This window comes from Streptomyces sp. NPDC047706, from assembly GCF_043204795.1.
Classification (GTDB): Bacteria; Actinomycetota; Actinomycetes; order Streptomycetales; family Streptomycetaceae; genus Streptomyces.
In genome coordinates this window covers 218,699-237,891 of sequence record NZ_JBIDCW010000006.1, presented here as the reverse complement: position 1 = coordinate 237,891, position 19,193 = coordinate 218,699, and the positions used below count along the sequence as shown (strand labels likewise).

Sequence of the window (19,193 nt, the reverse complement as noted above, 5' to 3'; positions counted from 1 at the left end):
GCGGCGCAGGCACCGGGGCGGCAGCCCCCGGCGGACGGTCACCTGCGTGGCGGGCACGTAGTCTGCTGGGGTGAGTGAGGAAACCCAGTTCAGCTTCGGTGCCGCGACCGGGGTCGGTTCCCTGCCCGGCGAGGACGCCCGGGAAGCCGCCAAGACCGTCACCGGGTCCTTCGAGGACTTCCCGTTCCTGCCCGAGCTGCCCGCCCGGGGGCCCGGGGCGGACATGATCGGGCGGACCGCCGGGATGCTGGTCGAGCTGTACGCGCGCGTGGAACCCAGTGGCTGGCGGCTCGGTGACCGGCCGGGCCGGGACACCAGGCGGGCGTCGTCGTGGCTCGGCGAGGACCTGGACGCGCTGGAGGAGTTCACGCAGGGCTACGAGGGCCCGCTGAAGGTGCAGGCCGTGGGGCCGTGGACGCTCGCCGCGGCCCTGGAGCTGAGGAACGGCGAGGCGGTCCTCTCCGACCCCGGCGCCTGCCGCGACCTCGCCGCCTCCCTCACCGAGGGGCTGCGCCTGCATCTGGCCGAGGTCCGGCGGCGCGTCCCCGGCGCCCACCTCGTGCTCCAGCTCGACGAGCCGTCCCTGACCGCCGTACTGCGCGGCCAGGTCCGCACCGCCAGCGGCTACCGCACCCACCGCGCCGTCGACCGGCAGCTGGTCGAGGCCGCGCTGCGCGATGTCGTCCGGGTGCACGACGGCGGCCCGGTCGTCGTGCACTCCTGCGCCCCCGACGTCCCGTTCGCCCTGCTGCGCCGGGCCGGTGCCGACGCCGTGTCCTTCGACTTCTCGCTGCTCACCGAGCGTGACGACGATGTGATCGGCGAGGCCGTGGAGGGCGGCACCAGGCTGTTCGCCGGTGTCGTGCCGGGCACGGACGGCCCGTTGTCGGACCCTCCCGGTAGCGTCATGGGTGTCAGGACGCTCTGGCGCAGGCTGGGGCTGTCTCCGGAGCTTCTCGCGGAGGCGGTCACGGTCACGCCGGCGTGTGGACTCGCGGGCGCTTCCCCCGAGTACGCGCGCCGGGCCCTCGCCCACTGCGTCCGGGCGGCGAGATCCCTCGCGGACAACCCTGAGTAACGGGAGGACGATACGGTGGCCGGCGACAAGCAAGCGGAGTCCACAGCGGTACCCGCCACGGCACGGGAGCGCCACGCGCGCCTCGCCGAGCAGGTCGAGGAGCACCGCTTCCGGTACTACGTGAAGGACGCTCCCGTCGTCAGCGACGCGGAGTTCGACCAGCTGCTGCGCACCCTGGAGGAGCTGGAGGAGGAGTATCCGGAGCTGCGCACGCCGGACTCGCCGACCCAGAAGGTCGCCGGGTCCTACGAGACGGAGTTCACCGCGGTCGAGCACCGCGAGCGCATGCTCTCCCTCGACAACACCTTCAACGACGACGAACTCGCGGCCTGGTCCGACCGCATCGCCCGCGAACTGGGCGAGCAGGACTACCACTTCCTGTGCGAGCTCAAGGTCGACGGCCTCGCCGTCAACCTCACCTACGAGCACGGCCGCCTCACGCGCGCGGCGACCCGCGGCGACGGCCGCACGGGGGAGGACATCACCCCCAACGTCCGCACCATCGCCGAGATCCCGGACCGGCTGAACGGCGACAAGGTCCCGGACCTGGTCGAGATCCGCGGCGAGGTCTACTTCCCGATGGAGAAGTTCGAGGAGCTCAACCGCCGTCTGGTGGAGGCCGGCGACAAGCCCTTCGCCAACCCGCGTAACGCGGCGGCCGGTTCGCTGCGCCAGAAGGACCCGCGCGTCACGGCCACCCGCCCGCTGCACATGGTGGTGCACGGCATCGGGGCACTGCAGGGCTTCGAGGGCCTCACCCGCCTCTCCCAGGCCTACGACCTGCTGGGGGAGTGGGGCCTGCCCACCTCACGGCACAACAAGGTGGTCGACGACCTCGAAGGCGTACGCGAGTTCATCGCGTACTACGGCGAGAACCGCCACTCCGTGGAGCACGAGATCGACGGCGTGGTGGTCAAGCTCGACGAGATCCGCCTCCAGGGCCGCCTCGGCTCCACGGCCCGCGCCCCGCGCTGGGCGATCGCGTACAAGTACGCACCGGAGGAGGTCAACACCAAGCTCGTCAACATCCGTGTGGGAGTGGGCCGCACCGGCCGCGTCACGCCGTACGCGCAGGTCGAGCCGGTGACGGTGGCCGGTTCGGAGGTCGAGTTCGCCACGTTGCACAACCAGGACGTCGTCAAGGCCAAGGGCGTGCTCATCGGCGACACGGTGGTGCTGCGCAAGGCCGGTGACGTCATCCCGGAGATCCTCGGCCCGGTCGTCGACCTGCGCGACGGCACCGAGCGTGAGTTCGTGATGCCCTCCGAGTGCCCCGAGTGCGGTACGGCGCTGCGGCCGATGAAGGAGGGCGACGTGGACCTGCGCTGCCCGAACTCCCGCACCTGCCCCGCACAACTGCGCGAACGGCTGTTCTATCTGGCGGGCCGCAAGGCGCTGGACATCGAGCACTTCGGCTATGTCGCGGCGGCCGCCCTCACCAAGCCGCTGGAGCCGGCCGAGCCGCCGCTGAAGGACGAGGGCGATCTGTTCGACCTCACGTTCGAGCAGCTGCTGCCCATCAAGGCGTACGTGCTCGACCAGGACAGCGGCCTGCCCAAGCGGGACCCCAGGACCGGCGAGGAGAAGATCGTCACGGTCTTCGCCAACCAGCAGGGCGAGCCGAAGAAGAACGCGCTCGCGATGCTGGAGAACATCGCCGCCGCCAAGCAGCGCCCGCTGGCCCGCGTCCTGACGGGCCTGTCGATCCGTCATGTCGGCCCTGTCGCAGCCGAGGCGCTGGCCCGCGAGTTCCGCTCCGTCGACCGCATCGAGCAGGCCACCGAGGAGGAGCTGGCCACCACCGACGGTGTCGGCCCGATCATCGCCGCCTCGCTCAAGGAGTGGTTCGCCGAGGACTGGCACCGCGAGATCATCCGCAAGTGGATGGCCGCCGGCGTCCGCCTGGAGGAGGAGCGCACCGGCGAGGACGAGGGCCCCCGCCCGCTCGAAGGCCTCACCGTCGTCGTCACCGGCACGCTCGAACGGTTCACGCGGGACGGCGCGAAGGAGGCGTTGCAGACAAGGGGCGCCAAGGTGACCGGTTCGGTTTCGAAGAAGACGTCGTTCGTCGTTGTGGGTGACAACCCCGGGTCGAAGTACGACAAGGCCGTGCAACTCAAGGTGCCGGTCCTGGACGAGGACGGGTTCAGCGTCCTCCTGGAGCAAGGGCCTGAGGCGGCGTCGGAAGTCGCACTTCCGACCGGCGAGTAGCGGTTGAGGAACACCCGATCGGCGCATACCAGATGCATACGGGCGGCCGGGGCGCATTCGGGCAACCGTCGACGACCGCTGCCCGTGGAAGCCTTCTGCGGCCTACTGTTGAGGTGTGCACCTGCCGTGCCCAGCTGCGGTTGGGGCATTCCCTTGACCTTCGTGGGTACGGGGAACGGTTTTCCAGCGCGGGGCCGTTGACGGATGTCGGGCATCGGACCCCGTGGCGTGGGCACCGCCGGCTGTGAGAGGGACGGGAATGGAACCGACCGAGAGCGCCGCCCCGTACTCACGGCTGCGCCGGATGAGCGGCGCCTGGCGAGGGGGACTCCGTTCGGCCTGGCGTGCGAGTGCCGCGGCGACGCGGGACCAGGGCCCCGGACAGCGCATCGTGCTCGACGGCCGCGGCGCCGCCGCCCTCACCGCCGGGCACGCCGCCGGACTGCCGGAAGCCGACGCCGAACGGCACCTGTCCTGGCCCGCGCTGCCCGCGGCGGTCGTCGCGGCAGCCGGGTTCGCTCTCGGCGCCGGGTTCCTGCGCGCGTTCACCGGCAACCACGCGCTGTTCCCCGCCGGCACGGCCGGCTGGTCGCTGGCCGTGCTGACCGGCATCATCGTCGGCCACCTGGTCGCGCTCGGCCGCGCCCGCTGGTGGGGCGGCACCGGCTCCGGAGCCGCCCTGACCCTCGCCGTCCTGCTGCTGTACGGCTGGGTGCCCGCCGGGATGGTCAGCCTCACCGTCGTGGTCCTGGTCGGCATAGCCCGGCGCCACCGCTGGCGGCAGGGCGTGCTGCACGGCGCGGTGGACATCCTCGGCATCGGCGCCGGCGCCGTGCTGCTGGCCGCCTTCGGCCGGGTGCCGTCGGTCGAGGACCCCTGGCACCCCGCCACCTGGACCCTCTACACCGCCACCGAGGTCGTCCTGGTCGCCACCGCCTACCTCGCGGTCTCGCGCACCCTGCTGTGGTATCTGCACGCGCCCCGCGCGGGCGGACTGCCCACCATCGCCCGCACCACCCTGGTCCGGCACGGCCTGGTCGCGGTCGCGCTGCTCGGCATCGCGCCGCTGATCTGCGTGGTCGCCGTCGCCAAGCCGATCCTGCTGCCGCTGTTCGCCATCCCCCTGGTCGCTCTCGACTCCACCCTGTGGATAGCCCGCGCCCGTGCGGAGGAGCAACTGCGCGATCCGCTCACCGGGCTGCCCAACCGCCAGTGGCTCCTGGAGCGCATCTGGACCGCACTGGACGACGCCGAGCGCATCGACGCCCGCGCCGCACTGATGCTGATCGACCTCGACCGGTTCCGGTCGGTCAACGACACCCTCGGTCATCTCGCCGGTGACCGGCTGCTGCTGCAGACCGCCGACCGGCTGCGGATGGCCCTGCCGCGCGGGGCGGAGGCCGCCCGGCTCGGCGGTGACGAGTTCGCCGTCTTACTGCCGGTCGCCGACTCCACGACGTCCGCGACCCGGATCGCCCGCGGCCTGGTGGCCGCGCTGAGCTCCCCCCTCGACCTCGACGGTCTCACCCTCGTGCTGGAGGCCAGCGCGGGCGTCGCCGTCTTCCCCGACCACGCCCTCGACGCCGAGGGACTGCTGCGCCGCGCGGACGTGGCGATGTACCAGGCGAAGCGTGATCGCACGGGCGTCGAGGTCTACGAGTCCAAGCGGGACTCGAACACCCCGGACCGCCTCGGCCTCCTCGCCGACCTGCGCCGGGCGCTGGACGCGCACGAGGTGGAGCTGCACTACCAGCCCAAGGTGCGCTTCGACGGTCAGGTGGCCGGGCTGGAGGCGCTGGTGAGGTGGGTGCACCCGGAGCGCGGGAAGGTGCCGCCGGACGAGTTCATCGCGATCGCCGAGTCGTCGGGCCTGATGCCGCACCTGACGGAGTACGTGCTGGAGACGGCGCTCGCCCAGGTGGCCCAGTGGCGCTCGCAGGGACTTTTCGTGCCGGTCGCGGTGAACGTGTCGCCGCGTGACGTGCACACCCCCGGCTTCGCGGGATCCGTCGCCGCCCGGCTCGCCCGGCACGGAGTCCCGGCGGGAGCGCTCCAACTGGAGATAACGGAGCACGTGCTCCTGGAGGACCCGCAGCGGGCCGCCGACACCCTGGCCGGGCTGACCGGCCACGGCGTGAAGATGTCCCTGGACGACTTCGGCACCGGATACTCCTCACTGGTCCATCTGCGCCGGCTCCCGGTCAGCGAACTGAAGATCGACCGGTCGTTCGTGGCCCGGCTGGCGATCGACACCGAGGACGCGGAGATCGTGCGCTGCACGGTCGACCTCGCGCACTCGCTCGGGCTGCTTGTCGTCGCCGAGGGCGTCGAGGACGACGAGACCTGGGAACGCCTGCGCGACCTGGGCTGTGACGCCGTACAGGGGTGGCTGGTCGCGGCGGCGATGCCGCCCGAGGAGACCACCGCATGGCTGCGGGCCCGGGGCTCCCGCGGGTGGCAGCGCCCGGCGGCGGCCCTGCCGGCGGCGGCCTCGGACGAATAGCGGCAGCCGCCCCGGCGGCCGGGCGCCCCCGCCCCGCGGAAACCGTTTAACAGGTACGAGCCGCCGCCCCATAGGATTGAGGCCAAACCACACACACTCACCCCAGAGGATCGCTGCATGCCTGGCATCACGCGCGAGGAGGTCGCCCACCTCGCCCGGCTGGCGCGTCTGGAGCTGAAGCCCGAAGAACTCGACCACTTCGCGGGACAGCTGGACGACATCATCGGCGCGGTCGCCCGCGTCAGCGAGGTCGCCGACCAAGACGTACCGCCGACCTCGCACCCGCTCCCGCTGACGAACGTCATGCGCCCGGACGAGGTCCGCCCCTCGCTCACCCCCGAGCAGGCGCTCTCCGGCGCCCCGGCCCAGGAGCAGCAGCGTTTCAAGGTGCCGCAGATCCTGGGGGAGGAGTAATCCGCATGACGGACGCAATCATCAAGCTCACCGCGGCCGAGACCGCCGCGAGGATCGCCTCCGGCGAGCTCACGGCGGTCGAGGTCACCGAGGCCCACCTGGCCCGCATCGAGGCCGTCGACGAGAAGGTCAACGCCTTCCTGCACGTCGACCGCGAGGGCGCCCTCGCCCAGGCGCGGGCCGTCGACGCCAAGCGGGAGCGCGGCGAGCGGCTCGGCCCGCTGGCCGGCGTGCCGCTGGCGCTGAAGGACATCTTCACCACCGAGGGCATCCCCACCACGGTCGGCTCCAAGATCCTCGAGGGCTGGATCCCGCCCTACGACGCCACCCTCACCAAGCGGCTGAAGGACGCCGACGTGGTGATCCTCGGCAAGACCAACATGGACGAGTTCGCCATGGGGTCCTCGACCGAGAACAGCGCGTACGGACCCACCGGCAACCCCTGGGACCTCACCCGCATCCCCGGCGGCTCCGGCGGCGGCTCCTCCGCCGCGCTCGCCTCCTACCAGGCCCCGCTCGCCATCGGCACGGACACCGGCGGCTCCATCCGCCAGCCGGCCGCCGTCACCGGCACCGTCGGCGTGAAGCCCACGTACGGGGCCGTCTCCCGCTACGGCATGGTGGCGTTCTCCTCGTCCCTCGACCAGGGCGGGCCCTGCGCCCGTACGGTCCTGGACGCGGCGCTGCTGCACGAGGTGATCGCCGGGCACGACCCGATGGACTCCACCTCGATCGACGCCCCGGTCCCGCCGGTCGTCGAGGCCGCCCGCAACGGCAGTGTCGAGGGCATGCGCGTCGGCGTCGTCAGGCAGTTCCGCGGCGAGGGCTACCAGGCCGGCGTCATCCAGCGCTTCGACGAGTCCGTGGCGCTGCTCAGGGAGCTGGGCGCCGAGATCGTCGAGCTGGACTGCCCGTCCTTCGACCTGGCGCTGTCGGCGTACTACCTGATCGCGCCGTCCGAGTGCTCCTCCAACCTGGCCCGCTTCGACGGTCTGCGCTACGGCCTGCGCACCGGCGACGACGGCAGCCACTCGGCCGAGGAGGTCACCTCCCTGACCCGCGAAGCCGGCTTCGGCCCCGAGGTCAAGCGGCGCATCATGCTCGGCACGTACGCCCTGTCGAGCGGCTACTACGACGCGTACTACGGCTCGGCGCAGAAGGTCCGCACCCTCATCACGCGGGACTTCGAGAAGGCCTTCGAGCAGGTCGACGTGATCGTCTCCCCGACGACCCCGACGACCGCGTTCGCGATCGGCGAGCGCGCCGACGACCCGATGGCGATGTACCTCGCCGACCTGTGCACCATCCCGACCAATCTGGCGGGCAACGCGGCCATGTCGCTGCCCTGCGGTCTCGCACCGGAGGACAACCTGCCGGTCGGGCTCCAGATCATCGCCCCGGCGATGCGGGACGACCGGCTGTACAAGGTGGGCGCCGCCGTCGAGGCCGCCTTCGTGGAAAAGTGGGGGCACCCGCTCCTCGAGGAGGCTCCGTCGCTGTGAGTGCACTGACCAAGGCCAAGGGCTTCAAGAAGTCCAAGTCCGGTACGTACCTGTCCATGGCCGCCACCGCGTTCGGCGCGATCGGCGTCGCCAAGCAGATCAAGAAGGCCCGCGCCGAGAACGACACGCTGCGGCTCGCCGACGCCGTCGTGACCGCCGCCGGCGTCGTCACCGGCCTCGCCATGCTCTACCGCGAGCTGAAGCGGCTGGGCGACGACGACGTCCTGCTGGGCTGAGAGGGAAGTTTTCACCGTGACCACCACGACCGACCTGGTGTCGTACGAGGACGCGCTGGCGTCGTACGACCCCGTCATGGGCCTCGAGGTCCATGTCGAACTCGGCACCAGGACCAAGATGTTCTGCGGCTGTTCGACCGCGCTCGGCGCCGACCCGAACACCCAGACCTGTCCCGTCTGCCTCGGCATGCCCGGCGCGCTCCCGGTCGTCAACGCGACCGGCGTCGAGTCCGCCATCAAGATCGGCCTCGCGCTGAACTGCGAGATCGCCGAGTGGTGCCGCTTCGCCCGGAAGAACTACTTCTATCCGGACATGCCGAAGAACTTCCAGACCTCCCAGTACGACGAGCCGATCGCCTTCGACGGCTATCTCGACGTCCAGCTGGAGGACGGCGAGACCTTCCGCGTGGAGATCGAGCGCGCCCACATGGAGGAGGACACCGGCAAGTCGACGCACGTCGGCGGCGCCACCGGCCGTATCCACGGCGCGTCCCACTCCCTGCTCGACTACAACCGCGCCGGCATCCCGCTGATCGAGATCGTCACCAAGCCGATCGTCGGTGCGGGCGAGCGCGCTCCCGAGGTCGCCCGGGCGTACGTGCGTGAGCTGCGCGAACTGATCCGTGCCCTCGGCGTGTCCGAGGCCCGCATGGAGATGGGCCAGATGCGCTGCGACGTGAACCTGTCGCTGATGCCCAAGGGCGCCGACAAGTTCGGCACCCGCAGCGAGACGAAGAACGTCAACTCGCTGCGGTCCGTGGAGCGCGCGGCCCGTTTCGAGGTGCAGCGGCACGCGGCCGTGCTGTCGTCCGGCGGCACGATCGTGCAGGAGACCCGGCACTTCCACGAGGACACCGGGTCCACCACCTCGGGCCGCGTGAAGGAGGAGGCCGAGGACTACCGGTACTTCCCGGAGCCCGACCTGGTCCCGGTCGCCCCGTCCCGCGAGTGGGTCGAGGAACTGCGCGCGGGGCTTCCCGAACTGCCGCTGGTGCGCCGTAACCGGCTCCGCGAGGAGTGGGGCGTCTCCGCCACCGAGATGCAGGCGATCCTCAACGCCGGTGCGCTGGAGCCGATCGTCGCCACGATCGAGGCCGGTGCCGACGCCGCGTCCGCCCGCAAGTGGTGGATGGGTGAACTGGCCCGCAGCGCCAACGAGTCGGGCAAGGCGCTCGACGAGCTGGCGATCACGCCGGCTCAGGTCGCCCGTGTCACCGAGCTGGTGACCGCCGGTGACCTGAACGACAAGCTGGCCCGGCAGGTCATCGAGGGCGTCCTCGCGGGCGAGGGCACCCCGGACGAGGTCGTCGACAAGCGCGGCCTGAAGGTCGTCTCCGACGAAGGCGCTCTCGGCACCGCCGTCGACGAGGCCATCGCCGGCAACCCCGCCATCGCGGACAAGATCCGCGGCGGCAAGGTGGCCGCGGCCGGCGCCCTGGTCGGCGCGGTCATGAAGGCGACCCGGGGGCAGGCCGACGCGGCCCGCGTCAAGGAGCTGATCCTGCAGCGGCTGGGCGTCGAAGAGGCCTGAGCAACCGCACCCGTGGGGGCGCGCCGTCCCGGCGCGCCCCCATCCGTGCGTCAGGGCGAGCGCCGCCCCACCAGCCGGACATCCCCGGCGTGCGGCCCTGGTCCGCGCGCAGCATCTGCGCAGAATCGCGCGCCCTGCTCGCCCTGAACCCGCTCGGGCACTCCTGCGCGCACACCTCGCTGCCCCGCAGCAGGTGGCCGGCGGGGGCCGCATCCGGATTCCCGGCAGGGAGACGCTACGCTCGCGCGCCATGAGTGGACGCGGTGACTCCGAGGGGCCTTCCGGGATAGCCGAGGTGGAGTGCGAGGCCGAAGCCCCCGCTGCCGGCAGTACGGGCCGTCCGGGAAGCCCGGACGAGCCGGACGGCCCGTACTGCCCGGCGGTCGCGGGAGCCGCCGGGAGCGCGGGGGCCCCGGGGGATCCGGGGGATCCGGGGAGCGGGCAGGAGGCAGGGGAGGCCGGGAGCGCCGGGAGCGCCGGCGACGCGGGGGAGCCGGTCGGGGACGCCGCTGATCCGGCGCCGGAGGCGCGGCGCGCCCGGTGGACCACGGCCGGGACCGGCGGGCTGCTGGCGTTCGCCGGGCTGGCGGCGTCCGCGCTGCGGGCGGCGTCCAGCGAACCGGCGCTCGTTCCGGCCGCCTACGCCCTCGGGGCGGCCGTCTGCGCTGGTGCCGCGGTGCTGGGATCGCGCGGACGTACCCGGCGGGCGGTGTGGCTGCTGGTGGGCGGGGTGATGGTGATGGCGCTCGGAGACCAGTTCGACTGAGGGGCGACAGCGTGCAGCCGCCTGTCCTGTGAGCCATCTCCCAGTCCTGTGAATAACCGCACGAAATGACCTAACGATCATTTCTCCCTGCAAGAGTGGCTACGCATTGCTCATGCGTTCTTTGCGGGCCGTTCAGTGCATGGACGACTGTTCCCGGCCAAAGATCCACAAATCGTCTCTGGGAGCACGTTCGTGGCAGCCCTAGCACGCTGGTGTGTCCGGAACCGTCTGGCAGCGGTTCTCCTGTGGCTCCTCGCCTTCGGCGGGGTGACCGCGGCCGCCGCCGTGGCCGGAACGGCGTACTCGAACGACTACCAGGTCCCCGGCACCGAGTCGGGGAGGGCAGGGCAGCTGCTCGAGGAAGGCTTCCCGGACATGGGCGGCGCCGCCGGAACGGTGGTCTGGCACACCGAGTCCGGGTCGGTCCGCGCCGCCGACGTCGAGCAGACGATGACCCGCACCCTTCATTCGATCGCCCAACTGCCCGGCGTGGCCGCCGTGGTGAGTCCGTACGAAGGCCAGGGCGCGGGCCAGATCAGCGAGGACGGCCGCACCGCCTACGCCTCCGTCGCCTTCCGCGAGCAGCCCGAGAACGTCCGGGAGTCCGAGGTCAGGGCGGTCGTGGACGCCGCCGGCGACGCCGAGGCGGACGGGCTCCAGGTGGAGCTCGGCGGCACCGCCGGGGGGATCACCGACGCTTCCGGCAGCCATGTCGCGGAGGTCGTCGGCGTGGCCGTCGCCGCGGTCGTGCTGTTCGTCGCCTTCGGCTCGCTCGCCGCATCCCTGCTGCCCATCGCCACCGCACTGGTCGGCGTCGGCACCGCGTACGCCGGCATCGGGCTGCTCGGGCACGTCATGACCGTCGCCGACTTCGCGCCGGTGCTGGGCGTGCTGATCGGGCTGGGCGTCGGCATCGACTACGCGCTGTTCATCGTCACCCGGCACCGGCGCGGCCTGAAGCGCGGCCTGAGCGTCGCCGAGGCGGCCACGACGGCGGTGGCCACCACGGGTCGCGCGGTGGTGTTCGCGGGTGCGACCGTTTGCATCGCGCTGCTGGGGATGCTGATACTCCAGCTCGGCTTCCTCAACGGGGTGGCCGTCGCGGCCTCGCTGACCGTGCTGCTCACCGTCGCCGCCTCCGTGACTCTGCTGCCGGCGCTGCTGTCGTTCATCGGGATGCGTGCGCTCAGCCGCCGCGAACGCCGCAGGCTGGAGGAGAACGGCCCCGAGCCCGAAGTGCCCACCGGGTTCGCCGCCCGCTGGTCCGCCTTCGTCGAACGGCACCCCAAGAAGCTCGGTGCCGTCGCGCTCGCCGTCGTCACCCTGCTGGCGCTCCCCACCCTCGGGCTCCGCCTCGGCACCGCCGACCAGGGCAACAACCCCGAGTCGACCACGACCAGGCAGGCGTACGACCTGCTCGCCGACGGCTTCGGACCCGGCGTCAACGGCCCCCTCACGCTCGTCACCGAGATCCACGGCGCCGAGGACCGGCTCGCCGCCGACAGCCTCGCCGGCGCCCTGCGCGGCACCGAGGGCGTCGAGGCCGTGACACCGGTGATGTTCGACTCCGGCGGCCGGATCGCGTACCTCACCGTCGTACCCGAGTCCTCCCCGCAGTCGGCGAGTACCAGCGAGCTCGTCGACCGGCTGCGCACAGAGGCGCTGCCGCGCGCCGAGGCGGGCACCTCGCTCGACGTGCACGTCGGCGGCGTCACGGCGGGCTACGACGACTTCGCCGACGTCATCGTCGGCAAGCTGCCGCTGTTCGTCGGCGTCGTCATCGGCCTCGGCTGTGTGCTGCTCCTGCTCGCCTTCCGGTCCGTCGTCATCCCGCTGAAGGCCGCCGCGATGAACGTGGCCGCCGTCGCCGCCTCGTTCGGGGTGGTCGTCGCGATCTTCCAGTGGGGCTGGGGCAGCGAACTGCTCGGCCTGGGCCGCGCGGGCCCGATCGAGCCCTTCCTGCCCGTGATCATGGTCTCGGTGCTGTTCGGGCTCTCCATGGACTACCAGGTCTTCCTGGTCAGCCGGATGTACGAGGAGTGGCTGGAGACCGGCGACAACCGGCGGGCCGTCCGGATCGGCCTCGCCGAGACCGGCCGCGTGATCAACTCGGCCGCGGTGATCATGATCGCGGTCTTCCTCGCCTTCGTCCTCAGCGGCGACCGCGTGATCGCCATGTTCGGCATCGCGCTCGCCGCCGCCGTCGCCCTGGACGCCTTCGTGCTCCGCACGCTGCTGGTGCCCGCCCTCATGCACCTGCTCGGCGACGCCAACTGGTGGCTGCCGCGCCGGCTCGACAGGTGTCTGCCCCGGATCAGCATCGAGCCGCCCGAGTGCCGGGCCGAGCAGGAAAACCTCGCGGACGTCGAGTCCGAACGTGAGAAGCTCTCGGGCGTCGTGGACGTACTGGAGAAGGAGCGACGTTCGGATGTACGCGATATCCCTCGGTGACGACGGCGCACTGCTGCGCCCCCTGGAGCCCTGGCACGCCGAGCAGTTCCTCGCCCACCTCGACCGCGGGCGGGACTTCATCACCCGGCACATCCCGTTCGGTTCCAAGACCACCGACCTCGACTCCGCGCGGGACCTCCTCCAGTCCTACGCCGACAAGCGCGCCGCCGACAGCGGCTCCCTGCACGGCGTCTGGCTGGACGGCAAGCTCGTCGGCGGTGTCCTCTTCCGCGTCTTCGACACCGCGACCGGGGTCTGCGAGATCGGCTGCTGGCTGGAACCGGCGGCCACCGGACGAGGCCTGGTCACGCGCGCGTCCCGCGTCCTGATCGACTGGGCGTTCGCCGAGCGCGGCATGCACCGGGTGGAGTGGCACGCGGCGTCCGGCAACACGGCCAGCATCGACGTGGCACGGCGGCTGGGCATGACCCGGGAAGGTGTGCTGCGCGAGTGCTACCCCTGGCGGGGCGTGCGGCAGGACTACGAGATCTGGGCGGTGCTGGCACCGGAGTGGACCGGGGCACGCGCGCGTGACGCGTACAGCGATCATTAAGGAACCTCTCAGACAGCGTCCGTACGGTGCGGGCATGGGAACCAAGACTGTGGACGAGACCCCCGCCGAGACCCCCGCGGAAACCGGCGCCGAGACCGGGGCGAAGACCGACGAGGAGCGGGCCGGCACGGCGGACACCACCGCCACGGAGGGCGGCACCACCCCCGTGACCGAGGACGGTGACGGGCAGCCCGAGGCGCCGCGGGTCGGCCGGAGCGAAGCCACCGGCGTCGGGCAGGGTGCCGGAGCCGTCGTCTCCGCCGCCCTCGGCGTCGTCTCGCTCACCGGCAGCTGGGTCGGCACCGTGGCCTCCGCGCGCGAGTCGCTGATCGGCCAGATGCAGACCTCGCAGTCCTCCAGCGTCGCCGCGATGGTCAAGGAGGGCTACGGCGACGCCTGGGCCGCCAACGCCCTGTGGGCCGGCGTGTTCGCGCTGGCCGCGCTGATCGCCGGCGTCGTCGTCCTGGCCCGCCCCGCGTTCGGCGCCCCCGGCGGGCCGCAGGCGCCGTGGATCAGGTCGGTCGCCTGGGGTGGTGTCTCCCTCGGCGTCATCGGCCTGATCCTGGCCGTACTCAAGTACACCGACGTCCTGCTCGGGCTGCCCGCCGCGGGCTGAGACCCCGCAGCTCCCGAGGGGCCCCGGGGCGTGTGTAAGGCACTTACGCACCCCCTGGGGCCCCTCACGCGTTTCTAAGGCCCCCGCCCACCTCGGAAGATGCGGAACTCTCCCGATGTGGCGGACCTCCCTGGGAGACGACAGTGGAGGCATCGCGGCAGGCGATGACGACCACCGGTTCCTCCGGTGACGACCACCGGATCCTCAGGGGAGAGAAGATGTTCGAGTTCGAGATGCACCAGGCGCGTTCCAGCGAACTGATCCGCCGCGCCGAGCAGGAACGACAGGCCCGTGAGGCGGTACGCCTCGCCCGCGCCGCCCGCGACGAAGCCGCGGCACGCACCGCGCAGAGCGAGTCGCATACCCACCGCCCACGCAGTCACCGGTCCCCACGGGCCGCGTGAACGCGGGGCGGTTCCCGGTGAGGGCGGCGGAGCACGGGGGAGCGCCCGCGCGTTGGGCGGCGGGGGAGCGGGCAGCCGGCCTCCGTCGTCCCGCGTCTCCGCCGCGCGAGGCGCTCGGCGCCCGCGAGGAGCGCGCCCGGGTGCCGGGCGCCCTGGCGAAAACCGGTGCCGGGCCGCCGGACCCTCGTGCGATGCTCGGGGGCGTGGAGACCAGGTCCGTCAGTCCGGTGTTCGTCGGCCGTGCCGAGGAGTTGGGCACGCTGAACGACGCGCTCGTCCGTGCCGCTGCCGGCGAGCCGCAGGCGTTGCTGCTGGGCGGTGAGGCCGGCGTCGGCAAGACCCGCCTCGTCGAGGAGTTCGCCACCGCGGCCGCCCGCAAGGGAGCCGTCGTCGCCGTCGGCGGCTGTGTCGAGATCGGCGCCGAGGGGCTGCCGTTCGCCCCGTTCTCCACCGCGCTGCGGGCCCTGCGCCGTGAACTTCCCGCCGAGCTGGCCGCCGCGGCAGCCGGTCAGGAGGAGGAACTTGCCCGGCTGCTGCCCGAGTTGGGGGACGCGGGCGCCGGGCGCCACGACGAGGAGGGCATGGCCCGCCTCTTCGAGCTCACCGCCCGCCTCCTGGAGTGCCTCGCCGCCGACTGCACGGTCGTCGTCGCCCTGGAGGACCTGCACTGGGCCGACGCCTCCACCCGCCATCTGCTCGCCTACCTGTTCCGCACCCTGCGCACCGGCCGCCTCGTCGTCCTCGCCACCTACCGCTCCGACGACATCCACCGCCGCCACCCGCTGCGCCCGCTGCTCGCCGAACTCGACCGGCTGCGCACGGTGCTGCGCATCGAACTGCCCCGCTTCAACCGCGAGGAAGTGACCCGTCAGATCGCCGGAATCCACGCCGCGGAACCGGACCCCGCCCAGGTCGACGCGATCTTCCAGCGCTCCGACGGCAACGCCTTCTTCGTCGAGGAACTCGCCGCCGCCGCATGCGAGGGTTCCTGCACGGGCCTGACGGACTCCCTGCGCGATCTGCTCCTCGTCCGCGCCGAGGCGCTGCCCGAGCGCGCCCAGCGGGTCGCCCGGATCGTCGCCGAGGGCGGCTCCACGGTTGAGTACCGGCTGCTCGCCGCCGTCGCCGGACTCGGCGAGGACGACCTCATCGAGGCGCTGCGCGCCGCCGTGAACGCCAACATCCTGCTCGCCGCCCCGACCGGCGACGGCTACCGCTTCCGGCACTCCCTGGTCCGCGAGGCCGTCGCCGACGACCTGCTGCCGGGCGAGCGCTCCCGCCTCAACCGCCGCTACGCCGAGGCCCTGGAGGCGGACCCGGGACTTGTCCCCGCCGACCAGCGCGTGGCCCGCCTGGCCAGTTACTGGTACCACGCGAACGACGCCGCCAAGGCCCTGCCCGCCGTCCTCGCCGCCTCCGTCGCCGCCCGCCGCCGCGACGCCTACTCCGAGCAACTGCGGCTTCTCGAACGCGCGATGGAACTCTGGGACGCCGCCCCCGCGGACGTGCGCGCCGCGCTGCGCCCCGTCGACTACACCGCGTCCTACCCGCCCTGCGGCTGCGACCCCGCGACCACCCCGCTGCGCTTCCTCGACCTGATGGCCGAGGCCGCCGTCGCCGGCCGCTTCTGCGGCGAACGCGAACGCGCCATGAAGATCATCCGGCGTGCGCTCAGCATCCTGGAGGACGAGGACGACCCCCTGCGCGCCGCCTGGTTCTGGAGCCAGCGCTCCCGGCTGGTCCAGGCCCTGGCCCGGGGCGACGGCTGGCAGGAGCTGGCCACGGCGCAGGAACTCCTGCGCGGCCTGCCGCCCTCCGAGGTGCACGCCGAGGTCCTCACCGACGTCGCCAACTGGTCGATGCTGCACCAGCCCGGTCCCGAGGCCCTCGCCGCCGCCGAGCGAGCCGTGCAGTACGCGCGCATGGTCGGCACCCGTGAGATAGAGCTGAACGCCCGCCTCACCCTCGGTGGCCTCACCGTCGACGCCGGCAACGCCGAAGCGGGACTCGCCGAGATGTACGAGGTCAAGGCACGGGCCCTCGGCGAGGGCTTCGCCTATGCCGCCGGACGCGCGTACGTGAACCTGCCCGCCCAGCTCGAAGCCATCGGCCGCTCCGGGGAGGCCGCGCCGCTGCTGGAGGAAGGCGCGGCCTTCGCCCGGAAGTTCGGCCTCCTCGACACCGAGGCCTGGGTGTGGTCCAACCTGTCCGAGTCGCTGTACAGCCTCGGCCGCTGGCAGGAGGCCGAACAGGCCGCGCTGAACGTGTTCCGGCGCGGACGGAGCGCCAAACCCCAGGGCTCCGGCTGCGTCTGCCTGGCCCATCTCGCCCTCGGCCGCGGCGACGTGGCCGAGGCCGAACGCCAACTGGACGCCGCCCGCGCCGCGTTCGGCTCGCACGACCCCATGCCTCAGCAGTGGCTGCCGGTGGCCGCCATCGCCGTCGGCATCGCCGCATCGGAAGGGCGCATCCTCGACGCCCGCGCCGAACTCCACGCCGCCCTGGACGCCGGCACCCCGCCCGGCACCCAGCAGTACGGCTGGCGGCTGCTGGTGGCCGCCGCCACCGCCGAGGCCGATGCCCGCAGCCTGCCCGCCGCCGCGCAGGGCCGCGCCGAGGCACTCGACCGGATCCTCGCCACCGTCAAGACCCTCACCACCAGGGCACCCATCTGCCTCGCCCATGAGCAGTGGGTCCGCGCCGAACTCCACAGGGCCGAGGGCAGCGACACCGCCGACACCTGGGCCTTGGTCGTCGCATCCTTCGAGCGGCTGGAACGCCCCTACGACCTCGCGTGGGCCCGCCACCGCCTCGCCGAGGCCCTGCTCGCCACGGACGCCACGGACCACCGCGACCGCGTCGTCGAGCTGCTGCGCCTCGCCCACGCCGCCGCCGACCATCTCGGCGCCCGCCCCCTCGCTGACGCCGTCACCCTCCTCGCCCAGCGCGCCCGCCTCAGCCTGGCCCCGGTCCCCGAGCCGCAGCAGGCCGCCGACCCCGTCGAGGCGCTGGGCCTCACCACCCGCGAACGCGATGTCCTGCGCCTGGTCTCCGAGGGACGCACCAACCGCCAGATCGCCGAGGAACTCTTCATCTCCCCGAAGACGGCCAGCGTCCATGTCTCCAACATCCTGGCCAAGCTCGGCGTCTCGGGCCGGGGCGAGGCGGCGGCGGTGGCGCACCGGCTGGGCCTGTTCCCTTCCGGGCGGCTCACGACGCGGACGGCGGGCTGAGGCCTACGCTGGACGGCACCCGGCCGAGGAGGTCGCATGTTCAACGTCTTCGAGGATCTGTTCGCCCCCGGCCGCAAGCACACCCGGGAGGAGCGGAACCGCCTGGAGCTGACCCGGCAGGACGTCGGCGACGGCGACCCGGGCCGCGGCCCGATAGACCTCGCGTCCGGGAAGGTCGTCGTCCGGGCACCGGAACCCGCCGGAGAGGACCCCGGCACCGTGGGATCCGGCCCGGGGCCCGTCGCGCCCGCACCGTGATCCGAACGACGGGCGCTGCTCACCCCCGGCCGCACATGACGGGCGTCAGCTCACCTCCAGCTCCAGAATCCGGTCGTCCCCGGCCTCCGGGGACCCCCTGCCGTCGGTCTCGCTCGTCGTCAGCCACAGCTTGCCGCCGCCCGCCGCGAGGACCGTGCGCAGGCGCCCGTGCTCACCCTCCAGGAAGGCCTGGGGGTCGGCGGAGGTCTTCGTGCCGTCCAGGGGGATGCGCCACAGGCGTTCGCCGCCCAGACCCGCCATCCACAGGGAGCCTTCGGCGTAGGCGATGCCGCTGGGGGAGGCCTCGTCGGTGCTCCACTGGGCCATCGGATCGCGGTAGCGCGAGTCGTCGGCCCTGCCCTCCACCTTTGGCCAGCCGTAGTTGCCGCCGGGCACGATCGCGTTCAGCTCGTCCCAGGTGTTCTGGCCGAACTCCGCGGCGAACAGGCGCTGCTTGCCGTCCCAGGCGAGACCCTGCACGTTGCGGTGGCCGTACGAGTACACCGTCGAGTCGGGGAACGGGTTCCCCGGGGCCGGCTCGCCCTCCGGGGTCATGCGAAGGATCTTGCCGCCGAGCGAGTTCCTGTCCTGGGAGAGGCCCTCCTCTCCGCTCTCGCCCGTGCCCGCGTACAGCATCTTGTCCGGGCCGAAGGCGATGCGGCCGCCGTTGTGGATGAAGCCCTTGGGGATGCCCCGCAATATCGTGTCGAGGGCGCCCAGCTGCTCTCCGGAGGGCTTCTGCCCGTCGTGGAGCATGCGGACGATGCGGTTGTCCGAAGCCGACGTGTAGTACGCGTAGATCATGTGGTCCGAGGCGTAGTCCGGGGAGAGGGCGATGCCCAGCAGGCCGCCCTCGCCCTCCGCCGACACGCCGGGCACCTCGCCCACCTCGGTCTTCTTGCCCGTCCCGGTGTCGACCCGCGTGATGGTGCCCTCGTCGCGGGAGGAGACGAGCAGGTCGCCGTCGGGCAGCTCGGCCAGGCCCCAGGGGCTGGCGAGGCCCTCGGCGACGGTGCGCACCACCTTGACCGTGCCCTTCGCGGGCGGGGTCTGCTCGGCGGGCTGTCCCGAGGGCGACGACTGCGCCGTCGTACGGCCCGGTGCCAGGTCCGGGGGGCCACCTGACCCGTCGTCGGAGGAGCAGCCGGCCGCGAGCAGGAGGGTGGCCGCGGCCAGCACGGCCGTCACAGCTCGACGTTGCACGATCATGGTCCCTTCGACGCGGCGAGTACTACCTGTCATACACCGCTCGCGCCTCACAGGTTCCCGGTCACCGGATCCCGAACCGGCGAGGGCCCCGGCGCATCACGAAACCCCAGCCCAGCCGGTCCTGCCGCAAGAGGCGGTCGGTTCCAGGACTCCTGCGTTCCGGGGGGCCGCGGTCGGTTCCAGGACTCCTGCGTTCCGGGGGGCCGCGGTCGGTTCCAGGACTCCTGC

Annotated in this window: 15 protein-coding genes; 14 read left to right on the top strand and 1 reads right to left on the bottom strand. The window is 72.5% G+C overall.

Annotated features, from left to right (window positions below; translation table 11 throughout):
• Positions 1-70 precede the first annotated feature (70 nt).
• The 14 genes from ACGF8A_RS09830 to ACGF8A_RS09765 all read left to right on the top strand — a co-directional run bounded on the left by ACGF8A_RS09830 (position 71) and on the right by ACGF8A_RS09765 (position 17,756).
• Positions 71-1,078, top strand: a complete 1,008-nt coding sequence (locus tag ACGF8A_RS09830; RefSeq protein WP_393106085.1) for a methionine synthase — start codon at positions 71-73, stop codon at positions 1,076-1,078.
• Positions 1,079-1,093: 15 nt separating this feature from the next.
• Positions 1,094-3,289, top strand: a complete 2,196-nt coding sequence (gene ligA / locus ACGF8A_RS09825) for an NAD-dependent DNA ligase LigA (protein WP_393106083.1) — start codon at positions 1,094-1,096, stop codon at positions 3,287-3,289.
• Between the two features lie 259 nt (positions 3,290-3,548).
• On the top strand, positions 3,549-5,792 hold the full coding sequence (locus ACGF8A_RS09820; RefSeq protein WP_393106081.1) for a putative bifunctional diguanylate cyclase/phosphodiesterase: 2,244 nt from the start codon (positions 3,549-3,551) through the stop codon (positions 5,790-5,792).
• 117 nt (positions 5,793-5,909) lie between these two features.
• Positions 5,910-6,206: an Asp-tRNA(Asn)/Glu-tRNA(Gln) amidotransferase subunit GatC gene (gatC, locus tag ACGF8A_RS09815; protein WP_004925108.1), complete on the top strand. Its 297-nt coding sequence runs from the start codon at positions 5,910-5,912 to the stop codon at positions 6,204-6,206.
• Between the two features lie 5 nt (positions 6,207-6,211).
• Positions 6,212-7,708 carry an Asp-tRNA(Asn)/Glu-tRNA(Gln) amidotransferase subunit GatA gene (gatA, locus tag ACGF8A_RS09810; RefSeq protein ID WP_393106079.1) on the top strand — a complete coding sequence of 499 codons (1,497 nt, stop codon included), beginning with the start codon at positions 6,212-6,214 and terminating at the stop codon, positions 7,706-7,708.
• Entirely contained in the window at positions 7,705-7,944 is a 240-nt protein-coding gene (locus ACGF8A_RS09805) for a hypothetical protein (RefSeq protein WP_393106077.1), read from the top strand. Before gatA ends, ACGF8A_RS09805 begins: the two co-directional genes overlap by 4 nt.
• 16 nt (positions 7,945-7,960) lie before the next feature.
• Positions 7,961-9,475: an Asp-tRNA(Asn)/Glu-tRNA(Gln) amidotransferase subunit GatB gene (gene gatB, locus ACGF8A_RS09800; RefSeq protein ID WP_393106075.1), complete on the top strand. Its 1,515-nt coding sequence runs from the start codon at positions 7,961-7,963 to the stop codon at positions 9,473-9,475.
• Positions 9,476-9,770: 295 nt separating this feature from the next.
• The gene (locus tag ACGF8A_RS09795; protein ID WP_393106248.1) at positions 9,771-10,241 is read left to right on the top strand and encodes a hypothetical protein; all 471 of its coding nucleotides are present in this window, start codon (positions 9,771-9,773) and stop codon (positions 10,239-10,241) included.
• Between the two features lie 192 nt (positions 10,242-10,433).
• A complete protein-coding gene (locus ACGF8A_RS09790) occupies positions 10,434-12,692 on the top strand; it encodes an MMPL family transporter (protein WP_393106073.1) in 2,259 nt (752 codons plus the stop codon).
• A complete protein-coding gene (locus ACGF8A_RS09785; protein ID WP_393106071.1) occupies positions 12,670-13,245 on the top strand; it encodes a GNAT family N-acetyltransferase in 576 nt (191 codons plus the stop codon). Before ACGF8A_RS09790 ends, ACGF8A_RS09785 begins: the two co-directional genes overlap by 23 nt.
• 34 nt (positions 13,246-13,279) lie before the next feature.
• Positions 13,280-13,861, top strand: a complete 582-nt coding sequence (locus ACGF8A_RS09780; RefSeq protein ID WP_393106069.1) for a hypothetical protein — start codon at positions 13,280-13,282, stop codon at positions 13,859-13,861.
• A gap of 164 nt (positions 13,862-14,025) precedes the next feature.
• Positions 14,026-14,265, top strand: a complete 240-nt coding sequence (locus tag ACGF8A_RS09775) for a hypothetical protein (protein ID WP_393106067.1) — start codon at positions 14,026-14,028, stop codon at positions 14,263-14,265.
• 191 nt (positions 14,266-14,456) lie between these two features.
• Positions 14,457-17,498, top strand: coding sequence for an AAA family ATPase (locus ACGF8A_RS09770; RefSeq protein WP_393106065.1), 3,042 nt, complete (start codon positions 14,457-14,459; stop codon positions 17,496-17,498).
• Positions 17,499-17,534: 36 nt separating this feature from the next.
• Positions 17,535-17,756 (top strand): DUF6191 domain-containing protein, encoded by a 222-nt coding sequence (locus ACGF8A_RS09765; protein WP_393106063.1) that lies wholly within the window; start codon positions 17,535-17,537, stop codon positions 17,754-17,756.
• A 45-nt stretch (positions 17,757-17,801) separates the two neighbouring features.
• On the opposite strand, the gene ACGF8A_RS09760 is transcribed toward ACGF8A_RS09765, so the two are convergent.
• A complete protein-coding gene (locus ACGF8A_RS09760; RefSeq protein ID WP_393106061.1) occupies positions 17,802-18,998 on the bottom strand; it encodes a PQQ-dependent sugar dehydrogenase in 1,197 nt (398 codons plus the stop codon).
• Between the last annotated feature and the right edge of the window lie 195 nt (positions 18,999-19,193).